General features: G+C 59.1%; 13 protein-coding genes. 8 read left to right on the top strand and 5 right to left on the bottom strand.

The annotated features are described in order from the left end of the window. Positions 1-213 precede the first annotated feature (213 nt). A complete protein-coding gene (locus ACYZTM_RS10995) occupies positions 214-2,652 on the bottom strand; it encodes a Lon protease family protein (RefSeq protein WP_461988608.1) in 2,439 nt (812 codons plus the stop codon). Positions 2,653-2,927: 275 nt separating this feature from the next. Between ACYZTM_RS10995 and ACYZTM_RS11000 the strand changes: the two genes are divergently transcribed. The 4 genes from ACYZTM_RS11000 to ACYZTM_RS11015 all read left to right on the top strand — a co-directional run bounded on the left by ACYZTM_RS11000 (position 2,928) and on the right by ACYZTM_RS11015 (position 6,494). Beyond that, positions 2,928-3,416, top strand: coding sequence for a DUF3015 domain-containing protein (locus ACYZTM_RS11000; protein ID WP_461988610.1), 489 nt, complete (start codon positions 2,928-2,930; stop codon positions 3,414-3,416). A gap of 96 nt (positions 3,417-3,512) precedes the next feature. Next, positions 3,513-5,366: an Lnb N-terminal periplasmic domain-containing protein gene (locus ACYZTM_RS11005; RefSeq protein ID WP_461988612.1), complete on the top strand. Its 1,854-nt coding sequence runs from the start codon at positions 3,513-3,515 to the stop codon at positions 5,364-5,366. Positions 5,367-5,572: 206 nt separating this feature from the next. Beyond that, positions 5,573-5,929, top strand: coding sequence for a hypothetical protein (locus tag ACYZTM_RS11010; protein ID WP_131061866.1), 357 nt, complete (start codon positions 5,573-5,575; stop codon positions 5,927-5,929). A gap of 70 nt (positions 5,930-5,999) precedes the next feature. After that, positions 6,000-6,494 carry a GreA/GreB family elongation factor gene (locus ACYZTM_RS11015; RefSeq protein WP_461988615.1) on the top strand — a complete coding sequence of 165 codons (495 nt, stop codon included), beginning with the start codon at positions 6,000-6,002 and terminating at the stop codon, positions 6,492-6,494. 163 nt (positions 6,495-6,657) lie between these two features. Here the strand turns inward: ACYZTM_RS11015 and ettA are convergent, their stop codons facing one another. Beyond that, positions 6,658-8,322, bottom strand: coding sequence for an energy-dependent translational throttle protein EttA (gene ettA, locus ACYZTM_RS11020; protein ID WP_461988617.1), 1,665 nt, complete (start codon positions 8,320-8,322; stop codon positions 6,658-6,660). Positions 8,323-8,607: 285 nt separating this feature from the next. On the opposite strand from ettA, the gene ACYZTM_RS11025 reads away from it, so the two are divergent. The 3 genes from ACYZTM_RS11025 (at position 8,608) to ACYZTM_RS11035 (ending at position 14,760) form a co-directional block, all read left to right on the top strand. Further along, a complete protein-coding gene (locus ACYZTM_RS11025) occupies positions 8,608-12,456 on the top strand; it encodes a sensor domain-containing protein (RefSeq protein WP_461988619.1) in 3,849 nt (1,282 codons plus the stop codon). Positions 12,457-12,704: 248 nt separating this feature from the next. Continuing rightward, a complete protein-coding gene (gene glyA / locus ACYZTM_RS11030) occupies positions 12,705-13,958 on the top strand; it encodes a serine hydroxymethyltransferase (protein WP_461988621.1) in 1,254 nt (417 codons plus the stop codon). Between the two features lie 241 nt (positions 13,959-14,199). Next, entirely contained in the window at positions 14,200-14,760 is a 561-nt protein-coding gene (locus tag ACYZTM_RS11035) for a hypothetical protein (RefSeq protein WP_461988623.1), read from the top strand. A 141-nt stretch (positions 14,761-14,901) separates the two neighbouring features. On the opposite strand, the gene yjiA is transcribed toward ACYZTM_RS11035, so the two are convergent. The 3 genes from yjiA to ACYZTM_RS11050 form a co-directional block, all read right to left on the bottom strand. Then, positions 14,902-15,879 (bottom strand): GTPase, encoded by a 978-nt coding sequence (yjiA, locus tag ACYZTM_RS11040; protein WP_461988625.1) that lies wholly within the window; start codon positions 15,877-15,879, stop codon positions 14,902-14,904. A 90-nt stretch (positions 15,880-15,969) separates the two neighbouring features. After that, positions 15,970-16,167: a YbdD/YjiX family protein gene (locus tag ACYZTM_RS11045; protein WP_007895266.1), complete on the bottom strand. Its 198-nt coding sequence runs from the start codon at positions 16,165-16,167 to the stop codon at positions 15,970-15,972. Between the two features lie 14 nt (positions 16,168-16,181). Continuing rightward, complete coding sequence (locus ACYZTM_RS11050; RefSeq protein WP_461988627.1) at positions 16,182-18,248, bottom strand: carbon starvation CstA family protein; 2,067 nt, start codon at positions 18,246-18,248, stop codon at positions 16,182-16,184. Positions 18,249-18,405: 157 nt separating this feature from the next. Here ACYZTM_RS11050 and ACYZTM_RS11055 point away from each other — a divergent pair, with 157 nt between their 5' ends. Further along, entirely contained in the window at positions 18,406-18,774 is a 369-nt protein-coding gene (locus tag ACYZTM_RS11055) for a PilZ domain-containing protein (protein WP_131061855.1), read from the top strand. The last annotated feature ends 127 nt before the right edge of the window (positions 18,775-18,901 follow it).

An 18,901-nucleotide genomic window follows, 5' to 3' on the forward strand; every position in this document is an offset into this window, starting at 1 on the left:
AGCACGTCAAGTAAGACCAGAAGGCGCCGAATGGTCATTGTGCGAACATTGACGTCAGACTGATGGCACTAATGGCGGCTGGATGTCGGTTTCGACAGCCCCCCAAAAACTGTAGGAGCGAAGCTCGCTCGCGAAGGCGGCGTGTCAGGCGATGATAACGTCGACTGACACTACGTCTTCGCGGGCAAGCCTCGCTCCTACAGGGGCTCTATGTCAGGCCGGTTTGGCTTCGACCAGGGCTTCCAACGCCGCTTCTTTCTCGGCTTCCTTGAGGTCTTCTTCGCTGATCATTTCCGCGATCACACGCAAGCGTTCCACCACCCGCGCGTTGACGCTGCCTTCAGGGAACTGGCCATCGGCATCCGGCGCACCGGCCGGTTCGCCGACCAACAGGCTCAGCGCCTCATCGGCCTGCCGTACGGCGTAGACATGGAACTGCCCCGCACGCACCGCCGACAACACCTTCTCGTCGAGCATCAACGTGGCCACGTTGGCCTGCGGAATGATCGCCCCCTGTTCACCGGTCAGCCCGCGGGCCTCGCAGAGACGGAAGAAACCTTCGATCTTCTCGTTGACCCCACCCACCGCCTGCACTTCACCGAACTGGTTAATCGAGCCGGTGATTGCAAAGCATTGCTTGAGCGGTGTTTTCGACAGGGCCGAGATCAGCGTACACGCCTCGCCCAGCGACGCACTGTCACCATCGACGTAACCGTAGGATTGCTCCAGGGCGATACTCGCGGAAATCGCCAGCGGGAATTCCTGGGCGTAACGGCTGCCCAGATACCCGGTGAGGATCATCACGCCTTTGGAGTGAATCGGCTGGCCGAGGTTGACCTCGCGCTCGATGTCGACGATGCCGCTGCCGCCCGGGTAGACCGTGGCGGAAATCCGCGCCGGCACACCGAACGCCGAGTCGCCGACTTCCAGCACGGTCAGCCCGTTGCACTTGCCGACGGCGGCGCCGTCCGTGTCGATCAGGATGATCCCGGCCAGCATGTCATCGAGAATCCGCGCCGAGACGCGCCCGGTGCGGGTGGCCTTGGCCTTGAGCGCACGTTCGATGTGCCCGGCATCGGTCATCTCGTCACCCGCCAGGTGACGAATGAAATCCGCCTCGCTGACCAGTTGGAACAGGTCACCGATGCGTGCCGACAAACGCCCTTGGTGTTCAGCCAGACGCGCGCTGTAAGTTGCCAAACGGGCCACCGCGTCGGCGGTCAGCGGTGCCATGCCTTCTTCCGAGGTGCGGGTTTTGAGCAACTGGGCGAACTGCTCCAGGCTCTCGTCGACCATCGGGATGTCTTCGTCGAAGTCCACCAGGACGCGGAACATCTCCTGGAAGTCCGGATCGAGGTCTTGCAGCGTGTAATACAGCTGACGCGCACCGATGATGACGACTTTGACCTGCAACGGAATGTGTTGCGGCGTCAGGGTCACCGTGGCCAGACGGCCCAGCTCACCCAGCGGCGACTCCATTTTCAGTTTGCGCGATTGCAGGGCGCGCTTGAGCGCATCCCACACGAACGGCTCGCTGAGCATTTTTTCCGCTTCAAGGATCAGGAAACCGCCGTTGGCGCGGTGCAATGCACCCGGACGCAGCTGACGATAGGTGGTGTAGAGCGCGCCCTGGTCGGTGCTGTATTCAATGCGGCCAAACAGGTTTTCGTAAGTAGGGTGCGGCTCGAAGACCACCGGCGCACCGCCGCTGGACGAATGCCCCACCACCAGACTAGGGGCGTATTGTTCTTCCAGCAGCTTGCGGGCGATGGCGTCGGTCTTGCTGTCATCCACCAGTTGCTCGACCACGGTCTTGAGCAGGTAGACCTGTATGGCTTGCAGGTAACCGCAAACGGCCGCGTTCTCTGCGTATTTCTCCGACAACGGAGACAGCAACGGCTGCAAGGCCAGGGTGATGGTTTCTTCGTTGAGGTGGCGCAGTTGATTGCTCGACTCGCGCTTCCATTGCGGCAGGCTGGCGAGCTCTTCGTTCAGTCGCTCCTCCAGACCGGAAATATCGTCGTGGAAACGTTCACGATCGGCTTCCGGCAGCTGGGCGAATTCCGCTTCGTCCAGGGCCTTGCCTTCGCTCATCGGCGTGAACGCGATGTTGCTGGCGTCGCGATACAGCGCGACTTCTTTCTCCAGCGCCAGGCGCTCGATCACGTCCAATGCCTTGTCGTAGCGCTGGTTGAAGGCGCGGTCGATGGCGCTTTTCTTCTGCTGGTAGGACGGGTGCTCAAACACCGCCGGAAAGGTCGCCAACAGGTTGTCGATCAAACCGTTGATGTCACCGATGAAGGCACCGGCCGTGCCCGATGGCAGTTCCAGCGCGCGAGGCTCGCGAGGCTCATCGTAATTATTGACGTAGACCCAGTCCGCCGGGGTTTGCAGGCGTTTGGCTTCGGCCTTCAGGTAGCGTTTGACGAACGAAAACCGGCCGGTGCCGGGCTCGCCCATGACGAATACGTTGTAACCGGGGCGTGGCATGGCCACGCCAAACTGCAAGGCTTCGACAGCACGCTCCTGGCCAAGCACACCGCGGAAGGGCTCCAGATCATTGGTGGTAGAGAAGCTGAACTGTTCAGCGGAAAACGGACGGGTCAGCGCTTCAGGCGCTAGACGCAAGCTGGCAGCAACAGGATCAGGCATCGGGCTTCCTTACATCAGGCGGGGCAGATAGCGGCATTCTGGCGCTGCCCATACCTCACTTGCAAGGCGCGCCTCTAGCCAAAGCATAGACAAAGCGGTATCGCCAAGCGGGCCGGGGCTAAATCAATGCTTTCAACGAATGTTATGCAAAAAATAACGGAACCTCAGGAACGTGCCTAAACTCCAAACTGCGCGGCTGGAACAATAACCGGCCCACTGGCGCCAGATCGGGCCAGACCCTTGTCCATTGGTATGCACATAAAGAGAACAAAGCTATGAAACGGATTCTTCTCGGTACTCTCTTCACCGCTGTATCCCTCAATGCCATGGCTCAGGCGCCAGGCGGCCCGGATTGCGGTTGGGGCAACATGCTGTTCGAAGGTCAGCGTGGCACTCCGGCTCACTTCCTGGCATCCACCACCAACGGCACTTCCGGCAACGCAACGTTCGGTATGACCTCCGGTACCAACGGTTGCTCGACTAACGCGTCGCTGACCTATGGCGGCAAATCCTGGATTGCCATGAATGGCATGATGAACGAGCTGTCCGAAGACATGGCCAAAGGTAACGGCGAAGCGCTGACGACCTACGCTGTGGTACTGGGCGTGGCGCCGGAAGACCGTGCGCACTTCGCTGCCGTGATTCACGAGCACTTCCAGCAGATCTTCAGCAAGGCTGACGTGACCGCTGACGATGTGCATACCAACACCCTGGCCGTTCTGAAGAGCGATCCGCGTCTGGCCAAGTACGCTACTCAAGCTTAAGCTCGACCCGCCCGCTCCTTTTGGGGGAGCGGGTTTTGTTTTTTTGGCCCTACCCCCTCTTTGGGTCTTTGTTTCTTTCGACTTAAGTTGCCCACTATGTTCAAACGCCTTGCCTGGCTGGCGCTCTGTGTCTGCGCCCCGCTGTCCGCCGCGCCTCACATAGACAATCAACGCTTGCAGCAACTGGCCAACGACCCCTTCTGGATTTCCCTGGGCCACTATGAAACCGCCAAGCTGGGCGGATGGCGCAGCTATGTCAGCGACAGGAAGTTCTTTCTCGCACCCGATGGAAACGAACACCCCGACCGCGAACTGGCGGCCACCGTTCAGGCGCTGTATGCCCCGACCAGTGCTGGCGAAAAACATGCGCAATGCGTCTATCCGGCCCGTACCCGCTGGCTGAAAGCGCAACTCAACCTGACAGATTTGCCGGAGCTCGATTGCACGGAGTTCAAGCAATGGTTCAAGGATGTCTCGCCCCATAGCGCGGTGATGATTTTCCCGGCGGCTTATCTGAACAGTCCGTCATCGATGTTCGGCCATACCTTGCTGCGCATCGACCAGGCCAATGTGCAGAGCGATCAAACCGCCCTGCTCAGTTATGCGATCAACTTCGGCGCGTACATCGAAGGCTCGGACAACAGCATCCTCTACGCCTGGAAAGGCTTGATGGGCGGCTATCCGGGTCTGTTTGCGCTGGTGCCATATCAGGAAAAACTCTCGGAATACCGCAGCCTCGAGAACCGGGACCTGTGGGAATACCGGCTGAACCTGACGCAGGCAGAAACCGAGCGCATGGTCGAGCACGTCTGGGAGTTGAAGCAGATCCAGTTCGACTATTTCTTTTTCGACGAAAACTGCTCCTATCGCCTGCTTGAGCTGCTGCAAGTGGCGCGGCCAGGCTTACGCCTGACCGAACAGTTCCCGCTGACCGCGATTCCGACCGACACCGTCAAAGCGGTGAAAGAAGCCGGGTTGGTGGAATCCATTCAGTATCGTCCATCTCGTGAGCGTGAACTGCTGAGCCGCGCCGAGCCTTTAACCGGCGACGAGCAGGACTGGGTGCTGAAAGTCAGCGCCGACCAGAAGCAATTGCAAACGCCAGCGTTCAAGGCCCAGCCCCGCGAGCGCCAGGCGCTGATCATCGATGCGGCCTATCGACTGGAGCGTTACCGCGCCAACGGTCAGGAACGCGATCCAGAGCAGGCGCAACGCAGTTTCGAACTGCTGCGGGCGATCAACCAGAACCCACCGCCTGAGCTGGACATTGCGCAACCCGGCCTACCCGAGGACGGACACGAATCCCGCACCTGGCAGGCCGGTATCGGCACCCGGGGCGACAAGGCGTTCGGTGAATACGGCCTGCGCATGGCTTATCACGATCTCAACGATAACGCCGAGAGCTTCCCGCTCGGCGCGCAGATCGAAATTCTGCAGATAAAACTGCGCCAGTACGAAGGCAATCACTGGCAGTTCCAGCAACTGGACCTGGCGACCATTCGCTCCCTGACGCCGCGCAATGACCTGTTGCAGCCGTTGTCGTGGCAGGTCACGGGCGGTCTGGAACGCGTGCCGGGCAAGCATGACGACGAAACGTTGGTCAGCCACGTCAACGGTGGCGGCGGCGGCACCTGGCAACTGGGCGAAGACATGCTCGGCTTTGCCCTGGGCACCGTGCGTGTCGAGCACAACAACGACTTTGCGGGCTTTATTGCACCAGCGGCAGGCTTCAACAGTGGCCTGCTGTGGCAAAACCCGCTGGGCAATTTCAGCCTGGAAACCAAGGGCGATTTCTTCACCAACGGCGAAGTGCGCCGCAGTGTGAGCCTGAACCAGCAGTGGGAAGTGTCGCGCAACCTGGGTCTGCGCCTGAGCGCCCAGCGCGAATTCAGCCACCTCGCCTCGCCCGAGAACGAAGTGATGCTTGAGGTGAAGTGGTATCACTACTGACGCCAATCCCCTGTGGGAGCGGGCTTGGTCGCGAATGCGGCAGGGCAGTCGACATCATCATTGACTGACCCACCGCATTCGCGAGCAAGCCCGCTCCCACATGGGTATGTGGCGTTCAATAGATTTTTCACAGCCCTTGCACATCCCCCTCACGAATCCGGTCCTAGACTTTCTCTATAGGCCGTTTAACGGCCCGGGAGTCCAAGATGTGGCGTTGCGCAGGTGTGTTGGGGTTGTTGATGTTGATCGCAGGTTGCCAGACGACCCACGAAGAGTTGATCGCCAAAGGTTATCCACCGGCGTTCGCCGATGGTTTCGATGACGGTTGCAGCAGTGGCCGGCAAGCCGCCGGGGCAATCAGCGGGGAGTTTCGCAAGAACGTCCCGCGTTATCTCAAGGACCAGCAATACGCCGAAGGTTGGAGCGACGGTTTTCGCCAGTGCCAGGCCATGCGTGAAAGCGAGGATCGCCAGGACTATCGCAGCCACCATTGGGACGACCGGGATAAAGCCTGGCAGCAACAGAAGGACCAGGACGCCGCCCGAGCCTATCGCTCGCCATGAGTCGCTGACAGACATCCGCCGAAACTAAAAGCCTGCAACCATGGCCCAAACCCTATAACGGGAGAAAACCATGAGTCGCGCTTTCGTCAATGAAGATAATGCCGCCGCGCAAGCCGATCAGCCAGTCGAACGGCAGGTCAGCGCGCAGCCCAATTACGTCACGCCCGCCGGGCTTGCGCAGCTTCAGGCGAAAGTCGCCGAGGTACAAAACCTGCTCAATGAACAGAGTGCGAAGGGTGAACTGGCGGACAAACAGCGCCAGGCCGACCTTGAGCGTGACTGGCGGTATTTCAATCAACGCCTTCAAAGTGCTCAGCTAGTCGTACCGGCTTCCTCGACTAATAAAGTGCAGATGGGCGCCTGGGTGACCTTTGCCGATGAACAGGGCAATGAACAACGCGTGCAGTTGGTGGGCGAGGATCAGGCGGATGCCGCGAGCGGGCTGATCAATTGGGGTTCGCCGCTGGGGCGGGCGTTGCTTGGCGCGCAGGTCGGTGATGAAGTTGTGTGGAAGCGGCCGGTGGGGGATTTGGTGATTGAGGTTCTGAGCATAGAGATCGGGTGATCAGGAGGACGCCTTCGCGGGCAAGCCTCGCTCCTACAATTTGGAATGCATTCCCCTGTAGGAGCGAGGCTTGCCCGCGAAAGCTACGCCGCGGTTTATCTGAATAACACCCATAAAAAAACGGAGCCCGAATGCTCCGTTTTTTCATGCAACCAACCCGATATCAGGCCAGTTTCTTGTGCCGTACGCGATGCGGCTGGGAAGCCGCTTCGCCGAGGCGTTTCTTGCGATCGGCTTCGTACTCGGTGTAGTTGCCTTCGAAGAACACCGCTTGCGAGTCGTCTTCGTACGCCAGGATATGAGTCGCGACGCGGTCAAGGAACCACCGATCGTGAGAGATCACAATGGCGGCGCCAGGGAAGTCCAGCAGGGCTTCTTCCAGGGAACGCAGGGTTTCAACGTCGAGGTCGTTGGACGGTTCGTCGAGCAGCAGGACGTTGCCGCCCTCTTTCAGGGTCAGGGCCAGGTGCAAGCGACCGCGCTCACCACCGGACAGGTCCTTGACGAACTTCTGCTGATCGCCACCCTTGAAGTTGAAGCGACCGACGTAGGTACGCGACGGAATCTCGTAGTTGCCGATGCGGATCTGGTCGGAACCGTCGGAGATTTGCTGGAACACAGTCTTGCTGCCATCCAGGTCTTCGCGGCTCTGATCGACGCACGCCAGTTGCACGGTTTCGCCGACTTCGATGCTGCCCGAATCCGGTGTTTCCTTGCCCATCAGCATGCGGAACAGGGTCGATTTACCGGCACCGTTACCGCCGATCACGCCAACGATGGCGCCTTTAGGCATGGAGAACGACAGGTTGTCGATCAACACGCGATCGCCATAGCCTTTGGAGACGTTCTTGAACTCGATGACCTTGTCACCCAGGCGCGGACCGGCCGGGATGTAGATCTCGTTGGTTTCGCTGCGCTTCTGGAATTCCTGCGATTGCATTTCTTCGAAGCGTTGCAGACGCGCCTTGGATTTGGACTGGCGGGCCTTGGCGCCTTTGCGCACCCACTCCAGTTCTTCCTTCATGGCTTTTTCGTGAGCCGACTGCGACTTGGATTCAGCCGCCAGACGATCGGACTTGGCTTCAAGCCAGCCCGAATAGTTGCCCTCGTACGGGATACCGGCGCCGCGGTCGAGCTCGAGAATCCAACCGGCAACGTTGTCCAGGAAGTACCGGTCGTGCGTGATCGCTACCACAGTACCCGGGAAATCGTGCAGGAAGTGCTCCAGCCAGGCGACGGAATCGGCGTCCAGGTGGTTGGTCGGTTCGTCGAGCAGCAGCATGTCAGGGGCGGACAGCAGTAGACGGCACAGGGCCACACGACGCTTTTCACCACCGGACAGGAATTCGACCTTGGCATCCCACGCTGGCAGACGCAGCGCATCGGCGGCGACTTCCAGTTGGCGATCCAGGTTGTGACCGTCGCTGGCCTGCAGGATGGCTTCGAGTTTGGCTTGTTCAGCGGCCAGTTTGTCGAAGTCGGCATCCTCGTCAGCGTAAGCCGCGTAGACCTCGTCCAGGCGCGCCTGGGCGTTCTTGATCACGCTGACCGCTTCCTCGACCACTTCACGTACGGTCTTGGTCGGGTCCAGGATCGGTTCCTGTGGCAGGTAACCGATGTTCAGCTCCGGCATCGGACGGGCTTCGCCCTCGAACTCGGTGTCGACGCCCGCCATGATTTTCAGCAGCGTGGACTTACCCGAACCGTTGAGGCCGAGTACGCCGATCTTGGCGCCGGGGAAGAACGACAGAGAAATGTTTTTCAGGATTTCCCGCTTCGGAGGAACAACTTTGCCCAGCCGATGCATGGTGAATACGTATTGAGCCATGGAGAACCTTGGGTCAGTGACAGATGAATGATTGGAGCGCAGGCGAAGCCCGGCCAGACTGTGCGCGTCGTCCGCTTGATGGTTATCAATACGTGCGCGCTGAAAAAGTCTGAGTCTAGGAGCTGGAACGCTCCCGCGTAACCGGCAAAGCTACCTTAATGACAGATGGCAGTCCAGCCGCGAGGGGCTGGCACTTCGCCACAACTCAAGGCATGCTAGCCGCCCTCCGGGCGTCCGGCTTATAGTGCACGTCGCGCCAGTCCAGCCAAACCGCAGGATTACAGTTTGTCTAATGTCCCTCCGCCATCGTCCGTGAGCGCACCCAGTCCTGCGACCGGCTCGCCCCTGCGCGGATCCTTGAAGGGTGCGTTGGCGACACTCGTGCTGTTACTGCTCGCGCTGCTGTTCTGGCAGCTGCTGGATCAACTTCGCGAAACACAGACACACCAGCGCCAATACACCATCGACTACACCGCCGACTTGGCCGCGCAAGTCAGCCTGAACATGGCGCTCAACGCCCAGATCGCCCTCAACCTGCTACCAATCGTCGAACAACCGCAAACTGCCGACGAACAGCAGGCTTTGCTGCGCAAGCTGCAACAGTCGCTGCCCGAACTGCGCAGCCTGGCGTTGCTCAGTCCTTCCGGCAAAGTCCTCAGCGACAGCGCCGCCGAAAGCCAGGACGCCGACTACCTCAGCGATCTGGTCCGGCGCAGCCGCGCCCAGGCCCACTATTTCAGCAATGCCGATGACGGCTCAGTGGTGCACTTGCTGTTGCATCAGGCCAGCGGCAGCAGCCGTGGTTACTGGGCCTTGCGCCTGACGCCGACCTTTTTCTCGTCACTGAGCAAACAAAACGAAGCCGGCATCCGTCCGCTGTGGCTGGTGGAAAACCGGGTCAATCACCAGATCATCAGCCGCGATGAAGCGTCGCCGTCGGTCAAACCGAGCGCGTTGTCCCCGGATGATCTGGCCAACAGCGTGCTGACGGTGCCCTTGAGCAGCAGCGATTGGCAGCTGCGCGGGCTGTTCGATCGCCAGCAAGTGCTCGAACAACTGTTGCCGGCGTTCATCGGCAAATGCCTGTTGGGCCTGGCCTTCTCCCTGCTGCCGTTCATCGCGCTGCTGAATATCCGCCGCCGTCAACGTCAGCTGCATGAAGGCCGGCGACGTTATCACGATATTTTCGAAGGCACCGGCGTTGCCCTTTGCGTCCTTGACGTCTCCGGGCTCAAGACTTTCTTCGACAGGGCCCACCTGCACAACAGCGAGCAACTCAAGGCCTGGCTCGAAATACCGGAGCAGCGCCGCCAGCTGCTGTCGGAACTGCGCATCACCGAGGTCAACCAGGTCGCCCTGCAACTGCTGAACGTCAACTCCTGCGCTCAGGCCTGGAAACTGTTGATTGATGGCTCCCCGCTGGACGGCACTGCCATTGGCCACCAAGTGCTCGAAACCGTGCTCAACCAGCAGAAACAGCTTGAGCTGGAAATCCAACTCCAGGATGCCACTGGCCGCGACCAGCACCTGTGGCTGGTGCTGCGCCTGCCGGAAGACCAAAACGATTGTAAAGCGGTGATCCTGAGCATCACCGACATCACCAGCCGCAAACTCATCGAGCTGTCGTTGCTCGAACGTGAAAGCTTCTGGTCCGATGTGGTGCGCACCGTGCCGGATCACCTGTACGTGCAGGACGTGATCAGCCAGCGGATGATCTTCAGCAACCACCACCTGGGCCAGACCCTCGGTTACAACCGCACCGAGCTGCACCAGATGGGCGAGTACTTCTGGGAAATCCTCCTGCACCCCGAAGACGCCGATTACTACCACCGCTCGCGCCAGACCCAGCGCCACGCGGGTTACACCCAATTATTGCAATGCCAGCTGCGTTTCCGTCATCGCGACGGCAAGTGGCGGCGTTTCGACATTCGCGAACAGGCGTTGGCGCGGGACAAACACGATCAAGTCACGCGGATCATCGGCGTGGCCAAGGACATCACCGATCAGATCGAAGCCAGCGAATCCCTGCGTGACAGCGAGCAGCGTTACCGGATGCTCGCCGAAAGCATCAGCGACGTGATTTTCTCCACCGACAGCAAAATGTCGCTCAACTATGTCAGCCCGTCGGTGCAAGCCGTGCTGGGCTACGACGCCGAGTGGATCTTCCAGAACGGCTGGCAATCGACCATCGCCAACCCGCAGCAACTGACCGGCATTTACAACCTGATGGACCGGGTCAGCAAAGCGCTGGATAAACCCGAGCAACTGGCGTTGTTGCGCAGTCAGGTGCAGACCCAACTGTTCCTGTTCGATTGCCTGCGGGCCGACGGGCGCAAGATCCCGATCGAGCTGCGGCTGGTGTTGGTCTGGGACGAGCACGGTGCCTTCGAAGGCGTGCTGGGCGTCGGTCGCGACATCAGCCAGCAACGCCGGGCAGAGAAAGACCTGCGCATGGCGGCCACGGTATTCGAACACTCCACGTCGGCGATCCTGATCACCGACCCGGCCGGCTACATCGTCCAGGCTAACGAAGCGTTCAGTCGCGTCAGCGGTTATGCCGTGGAGCAGGTGCTGGACCAGTTGCCGAACATGCTGACCGTCGACGAGCAGCAGGAAGCCCACCTGCGTTATGTGCTCAAGCAACTGCATCAGAACAGCACCTGGGAAGGCGAAGTCTGGCTCAAGCGGCGCAACGGCGAGCATTACCCGGCCTGGGTCGGCATCACGGCGGTGCTCGACGATGAAGGTGATCTGGCCAGTTACGTGTGCTTCTTCAGCGACATCAGCGAGCGCAAGGCCAGTGAGCAGCGGATTCACCGCCTCGCCTACTACGACGCCCTGACCCACCTGCCCAACCGCACGTTGTTCCAGGACCGTTTGCACACCGCGCTGCAATCGGCCGATCGGCAGAAGTCCTGGGTGGTACTGATGTTCCTCGACCTCGACCGTTTCAAACCGATCAACGACTCCCTTGGCCACGCCGCCGGCGACCGCATGCTCAAGGAAATGGCCACGCGCCTGCTCGGTTGCGTCGACGATGACGACACCGTGGCGCGCATGGGCGGCGATGAGTTCACCTTGCTGCTGCAACCGAGGGTCAACCGTGAAGTAGCCTTGAACCGGGCGATTCATGTGGCGGAACAGATCCTCGCCAGCCTGGTGAAACCCTTCGTGCTGGAAGGCCGCGAATTCTTCGTCACCGCCAGTATCGGCATCGCCCTGAGCCCGCAGGATGGCAACGAGCTCAGTCAGCTGATGAAGAACGCCGACACCGCGATGTACCACGCCAAGGAGCGCGGCAAGAATAACTTCCAGTTCTATCAGGCGGACATGAACGCCAGCGCCCTGGAGCGCCTGGAACTGGAAAGCGACTTGCGGCATGCCCTGGAACAAAACGAATTCGTTCTGTACTACCAGCCGCAGTTCAGCGGCGACGGCAAACGCCTGACCGGCGCCGAAGCGCTGCTGCGCTGGCGTCATCCACGTCGCGGCCTGGTGCCGCCCGGGGATTTCATTCCGGTGCTCGAAGAGCTCGGGCTGGTGGTGGATGTCGGCGACTGGGTGATCAGCGAAGCCTGCCGTCAGCTCAAGACCTGGCATCAGACCAAGGTGCGCGTACCGAAGGTGTCGGTGAACATCTCGGCCCGGCAATTCTCCGACGGCCAGCTCGGCACACGGATCGCTAACATCCTCAAGGAAACCGGCCTGCCGCCGGCGTGCCTGGAACTGGAGCTGACCGAAAGTATCCTGATGCGTGAAGTCAGCGAAGCGATGCAGATCCTCGCCGGGCTGAAAAACCTCGGCCTGAGCATTGCAGTCGATGACTTCGGCACCGGTTATTCATCGCTCAACTACCTCAAGCAATTCCCGATCGACGTGCTGAAAATCGACCGCACCTTCGTTGATGGTCTGCCGTCGGGTGAACAGGATGCGCAGATTGCCCGGGCGATCATCGCCATGGCCCATAGCCTGAACCTGGCAGTGATTGCAGAGGGCGTGGAAACCCACGAGCAGCTCGACTTCCTGCGTGAGCATGGGTGCGATGAGGTTCAGGGGTATCTGTTCGGACGGCCGATGCCGGCGAGCCGGTTTGAGGCGCAGTTCAGCAATGATCCGCTGTTCATGTTCGACTGAGATTGTGTGGCGCCTGTCCTGACGCCTTCGCGGGCAAGCCTCGCTCCTACAGGATTTCAGGTGCACGCCAAAATTGTGAACGCTGGAGATCCTGTAGGAGCGAGGCTTGCCCGCGAAGAGGTCAGCATGATCACCGCTGATCCCGTCATGAAGCCCACTTGTCTGCGACATGATGTCCTTTCATATGCCATCTAAAACCCATTGGGTTAGAATGCCCCCCTTTTCTGCCCCGATCCTTGAGGACCGCCATGTTCAGCCGTGATTTGACTATTGCCAAGTACGACGCCGATCTTTTTGCCGCCATGGAGCAAGAAGCTCAGCGCCAGGAAGAACACATCGAGCTGATCGCTTCGGAAAACTACACCAGCCCAGCGGTGATGGAAGCTCAAGGCTCGGTACTGACCAACAAGTACGCCGAAGGCTACCCGGGCAAGCGCTACTACGGTGGTTGCGAGTTCGTCGACATCGTTGAGCAGCTTGCCATCGACCGCGCCAAAGAACTGTTCGGCGCCGATTACGCCAACGTTCAGCCGCACGCCGGTTCCCAAGCCAACAGCGCCGTTTACCTGGCCCTGCTGCAAGCGGGCGACACCCTCCTGGGCATGAGCCTGGCCCACGGCGGTCACTTGACCCACGGCGCCAGCGTTTCCTCCTCCGGCAAGCTGTACAACGCCGTTCAGTACGGCATCGACGCCAATGGCCTGATCGACTACGACGAAGTCGAGCGCCTGGCGGTTGAACACAAGCCGAAAATGATCGTGGCCGGTTTCTCCGCCTACTCGCAGATCCTCGACTTCCCGCGTTTCCGCGAAATCGCCGACAAGGTTGGCGCCTACCTGTTCGTCGACATGGCGCACGTGGCCGGTCTGGTCGCCGCTGGCGTCTACCCGAACCCGGTTCCATTCGCTGACGTCGTGACCACCACCACGCACAAGACCCTGCGCGGTCCACGTGGCGGCCTGATCCTGGCTCGCGCCAACGCCGACATCGAGAAGAAGCTGAACTCCGCCGTATTCCCGGGCGCCCAGGGTGGCCCGCTGGAGCATGTGATCGCCGCCAAAGCGATCTGCTTCAAAGAAGCGCTGCAGCCTGAGTTCAAGACTTACCAGCAACAAGTGGTGAAGAACGCCAAGGCCATGGCCGGCGTGTTCATCGAGCGCGGTTTCGATGTGGTTTCCGGCGGTACTGAAAACCACCTGTTCCTGCTGTCGCTGATCAAGCAGGAGATCTCCGGTAAAGACGCCGACGCCGCTCTGGGCAAAGCGTTCATCACCGTGAACAAGAACTCCGTGCCAAACGATCCACGCTCCCCGTTCGTCACCTCCGGCCTGCGCTTCGGTACTCCGGCTGTGACCACTCGCGGCTTCAAGGAAGCAGAGTGCAAAGAACTGGCCGGCTGGATCTGCGACATCCTGGCGGACCTGAACAACGAAGCGGTGATCGACGCCGTTCGTGAGAAGGTCAAGGCCATCTGCAAGAAAATGCCAGTGTACGGCGCTTAATCAGCCCCGCTAAAGACTGTAATCTGTTGATCGATAAAAAATGCCTACATCAAACGATGTGGGCATTTTTTTGCGCTGATTTTCGCCACAACACAATAACAGCTAAAACTTCCCCTCTACTCCAATCACACTTTCTTCTTTAAAACCTTGCAACAAATGCAGCACTACAAGGCAACTAAAAAAACACCTAACCTCAATCCCGCGATATTTAATTAGCCACAAAAAAAACAAGGGATTGTTTATGAACATCAACATTGAAAAATCGTTTACCGCCAAACTCAGAATGATTGATCACGATGTAAACGTTCTTGAAGTGCTGTACGGCGAACCCATCATGGTCACATTGACTCTGTTCAGCGGAGGATTTTTCACCGGGGCACCCCAGCCCAGCGATCACTCTAGCCTGCTCGGCATGCGCCCGAAAGGCCAAGGCAAAACCATCGCATCCTTAACGCTGCATTTTGGGCATACGGATGACGGCTTTATTATTTCCATCAAAAATAAAGGCAACTATCACAACAAGATAATATGCACAGGCGCATTGGATCTTCTTGACGCGAAAAAGCCCGACACAACCGACCCGACAACTTTTACGCTCACCGACCATCGCAACAACGTCATTACGCTTGACGACATTTCCGCGCCCCATCTACCCATCTCAATCAAGTCAGGGGAAAAAAAATATGTCGGAGGATCCAGAATAAGAGGTTCGCGCTATATATACCTCGCCGAAACCGAAGAACAATCAAAGGTAACTTTTGCTTTGAGTATTCTAAAAAAAGGTGTGGCATTGAATTCCTGATGGGTACGATCGCCAGGTCGGTCATGCCAATTTATCGATTTTCACACAGTGATCTTTGGAGTTACCGGCTCCTGTGTCCACCACGGACCCTGTGGGAGCGGGCTTGCCCGCGTTGGCGTCATCCCTGACGCCAGCGGTGTTTTAGCCAGCCGCTACCCGCGCAAACCCCTCACGGATTTTCTCTTCCGGCAAATCATCGGCGATGAACACGATCACGCTTTCGCGCGGTTCATCGTCCGCCCATTCGGTGTCCCAATCGAATCCGTATAACTTCAACACGCCCTGAAACACCATCCGCCGCGGCTCACCCAGAATGCTCAACACACCCTTATAGCGCAGCAATTGCTTGCCATGGTCTTCCAGCAGTTCGTTCATGAACTCGCTGAGTTTGTCGATATCCAGCGGCTTGTCGGTGCGCAGCACCAGGCTGAAAATACGGTCGATGGACGGCGCTTTGCTCACCGGGCGCAGGCTGACGCCGCCACCAAGGTCGGCATTGAGATTGAAACCGCGCACGTCGAGCAATTCGGCCAGATCGATCTTGCCGTGCTCGACCACGCGAATCGGTGCGCGACGGTTGATGCGGGTCAGGCGCTCGCTCAACGCGGTAAAAGTCGAGTCGTCCACCAGATCGCGCTTGCTCACCAGCAAGCGGTCGGCAAAACCGATCTGCGCCTGGGCGATGGTTTGGGTCAGGTGAGTGTCAGCGTGCGCCGCGTCGACGAGGGTGATGATGCCGTCGAGGATGTAACGCTCGCGCAGCTCTTCATCGATGAAGAACGTTTGCGCCACCGGTGCCGGGTCGGCCAGGCCGGTGCATTCGATCACCAGACGGTCGAAGGCGATTTCGCCGCTGTCCAGGCGCTCGAGCAGCAAGTACAGAGCCTTGGTCAGGTCAGTATGGATGGTGCAGCAGACGCAACCGTTGGACAGCGTCATCACTTGCACCGGTTCGTCGCCCAGCAGTTGGGTATCGATTCCGGCGTCGCTGAATTCGTTCTCGATCACGGCGATTTTCAGGCCGTGTTCGGCTTTGAGCAGGTGGCGCAGCAGCGTGGTTTTTCCCGCGCCAAGGAAGCCACTGAGGATCGTGACGGGAATGGGTTGCAACTCGGTCATAAAGCTCCCGAACGTAGCTGATCGTAAAAATGAAAACGCGCCACGACTGGCGTGACGCGTTGTGTTCAAACACTGCGATCCGTTAGAAGATCAACAGCACTTCGGCCCACCCTTGCCACCGTAACGAGCTTCCTGGCGTTCCCGGAAGAACATTTCGTAGCTCATCACCGGTTTGTCCGGGTGTTTGGTTTGCATATGCTCGACGTAATTGTCGTAGTCGGGCATCCCGACCATCAGGCGCGCGGCCTGACCGAGGTATTTACCGAGGCGACTCAGGTCATTGAACATGCTGCAATCCTCGATCAAGCGTCCGGCAGAGCCTGGAATGGCGCTTCTTTATCCGTACGTTCTTTGCTGCCCCAGGCGGCGATACCGACCTTCAGCGCATAGAACAGGATACTGAATACCACGAACAGGAACAGCGCCGTCAGCGTTGCATTGGTGTAGGCGTTGAAAATCACGTGCTGCATCTGGGTGATGTCCTTGGCCGGGGCGAGGATCTGACCGTTGGCCAGCGCATCGCTGTATTTTTTCGCCAGCGACAGGAAGCCGATCGCCGGGTTGGCGTCGAACAGCTTGATGAAGCCTGCGGTGGTGGTGCAGATCAGCAACCACACCGCTGGCAGCATGGTCACCCAGACGTAGCGTTGGCGTTTCATTTTGATCAGCACAACGGTTGCCAACATCAGTGCGATACCGGCGAGCATCTGGTTGGAGATACCGAACAGCGGCCACAAGGTGTTGATGCCACCCAGCGGATCAATCACGCCCTGGTACAGCAACCAACCCCACATCGCCACGCAACCAGCAGTCGCGATCAGGTTGGCGGTCCAGGATTCGGTGCGTTTCAGCGCCGGCACGAAGGAACCGAGCAAGTCCTGGAGCATGAAACGGCCGGCACGGGTCCCGGCGTCCACCGCTGTGAGGATGAACAACGCTTCGAACAGGATCGCGAAGTGGTACCAGAACGCCATGGTGTTTTCACCCGGCAGGACACTGTGCAGGATCTGCGCAATACCGACCGCCAGGGTCGGCGCACCGCCGGCACGGGCCAGGATGGTGGTTTCACCGATGTCCTTGGCCACCGCCTGCAGCGCTTCCGGCGTAATTGCAAAGCCCCAACTGCTGACCATCTGCGCGACCGAAACCACGTCACTGCCGACGATGGCCGCCGGACTGTTCATGGCGAAATACACGCCTGGCTCGATTACCGACGCGGCAACCATGGCCATGATGGCGACGAAGGATTCCATCAGCATGCCGCCGTAACCGATGTAACGGGCGTTGACTTCGTTATCCAACATTTTCGGTGTGGTGCCCGAAGCAATCAGCGAGTGAAAACCCGAGACCGCGCCACAGGCAATGGTGATGAACAGGAACGGGAACAGACCGCCCTTCCACACCGGCCCGGTGCCGTCGATGAACTGGGTCAGCGCCGGCATTTTCAAGTCAGGCATGGTGATCAGGATGCCGATCGCCAACGCCACGATGGTACCGATTTTGAGAAACGTGGACAGGTAATCACGCGGTGCCAGAATCAGCCAGATCGGCAACACAGCGGCAACAAAACCGTAACCGATCAGCATCCAGGTTATTTGTACGCCGGTGAAGGTGAACGCTTTGGCCCACACCGGATCGGCAGCCACTTGCCCGCCCAGCCAGATCGAACCCAGCAACAGCAATACGCCAATCACCGAGATTTCACCGATGCGGCCCGGACGGATGTAGCGCATGTAGATGCCCATGAACATCGCGATCGGGATGGTCGCCATGACCGTGAAAATCCCCCAAGGACTTTCAGCCAGGGCTTTCACGACGATCAGCGCCAGCACCGCGAGGATGATGACCATGATCAGGAAGCAGCCAAACAGCGCGATGGTGCCGGGGATGCGGCCCATTTCTTCACGAACCATGTCGCCGAGGGAACGGCCGTTGCGGCGGGTGGACATGAAAAGGACCATGAAGTCCTGAACGGCACCGGCCAGCACCACGCCGGCAATCAGCCACAGCGTGCCGGGCAAATAGCCCATCTGCGCCGCCAGGACCGGACCGACCAGCGGCCCCGCGCCAGCGATGGCGGCGAAGTGGTGACCGAAGAGAATGTGTTTATTGGTGGGGACGTAGTCCAGACCATCATTGTTGAGCACGGCGGGGGTGGCCCGTCGCGGGTCGAGTTGCATCACATTGTTAGCGATGAACAGACTGTAGTAACGATAGGCAACCAGATAAATGGCCACGGCAGCGACCACAATCCACAAGGCGTTGATCGCCTCACCTCGGCGCAATGCCACTACACCAAGGGCGCACGCCCCTACGACTGCCAGCAGCAGCCAGGGTAAGTGGCGTAGCAGGCTATTATTGTTTTTCATTTTATGATTCCAGCCAGGGTGGACAAGAAAGACAGCCGTTCGGAGTTTAGCGCTAACGGCCGCAAAGGCCATACCCCGACATTGGTTGAGCCTTCACTTTGCTGGCAGCCTTTGACAATGCGGGTCTATAGTCAGCGAACATCTAGAGGATTGCGCCATGAGCGAACACCCTGCCGATCGCCGCCGCTTCAAACGTATTGCGTTCGATGCCCGAACCGAGCTAAGCCAGGGGGAATTCATCTGGCCGGTGAAGCTGATCGACCTGTCACTCAAGGGGCTGCTGATCGAAAAGCCCGAGCCGTGGCTGGGCAATCCAGATTGGCATTTCCTGGTCGATATTCATCTCAACGAAGAGGTCGAGATCAAGATGGATGTGATGTTGACCCACGATGATCATGGCCAGCTCGGTTTTGTCTGCAAACACATCAGCCTGGAATCTATCGAGCGCCTGAGGCGGTTGATCGAATTCAACCTGGGCGATCCCGAGGAGCTGGAGCGCGAATTGGGCGCTTTGATCGAAATCTAAAGACCCAACGCTAATCCAGCGTGGGAGCGGCGGTGCTCGCGAAGGCGGTGTGTCAGACCACATCATTAATGAATGTCAGTCCGCCTTCGCGAGCAAGCCCGCTCCCACAGGGTTTTTTGTTCTATAT

Source organism: Pseudomonas sp. MDT2-39-1, from assembly GCF_054898085.1.

Coding starts and splice junctions, on each gene's coding strand:
- ACYZTM_RS11010 (WP_131061866.1), top strand. CDS start 5,573: ATGTGGCGTTGCGCAGGTGTGTTGGGGTTGTTGATGTTGATCGCAGGT.
- ettA (WP_461988617.1), bottom strand. CDS start 8,322: ATGGCTCAATACGTATTCACCATGCATCGGCTGGGCAAAGTTGTTCCT.
- ACYZTM_RS11015 (WP_461988615.1), top strand. CDS start 6,000: ATGAGTCGCGCTTTCGTCAATGAAGATAATGCCGCCGCGCAAGCCGAT.
- yjiA (WP_461988625.1), bottom strand. CDS start 15,879: ATGACCGAGTTGCAACCCATTCCCGTCACGATCCTCAGTGGCTTCCTT.
- ACYZTM_RS11035 (WP_461988623.1), top strand. CDS start 14,200: ATGAACATCAACATTGAAAAATCGTTTACCGCCAAACTCAGAATGATT.
- ACYZTM_RS11000 (WP_461988610.1), top strand. CDS start 2,928: ATGAAACGGATTCTTCTCGGTACTCTCTTCACCGCTGTATCCCTCAAT.
- glyA (WP_461988621.1), top strand. CDS start 12,705: ATGTTCAGCCGTGATTTGACTATTGCCAAGTACGACGCCGATCTTTTT.
- ACYZTM_RS11050 (WP_461988627.1), bottom strand. CDS start 18,248: ATGAAAAACAATAATAGCCTGCTACGCCACTTACCCTGGCTGCTGCTG.
- ACYZTM_RS10995 (WP_461988608.1), bottom strand. CDS start 2,652: ATGCCTGATCCTGTTGCTGCCAGCTTGCGTCTAGCGCCTGAAGCGCTG.
- ACYZTM_RS11005 (WP_461988612.1), top strand. CDS start 3,513: ATGTTCAAACGCCTTGCCTGGCTGGCGCTCTGTGTCTGCGCCCCGCTG.
- ACYZTM_RS11055 (WP_131061855.1), top strand. CDS start 18,406: ATGAGCGAACACCCTGCCGATCGCCGCCGCTTCAAACGTATTGCGTTC.
- ACYZTM_RS11045 (WP_007895266.1), bottom strand. CDS start 16,167: ATGTTCAATGACCTGAGTCGCCTCGGTAAATACCTCGGTCAGGCCGCG.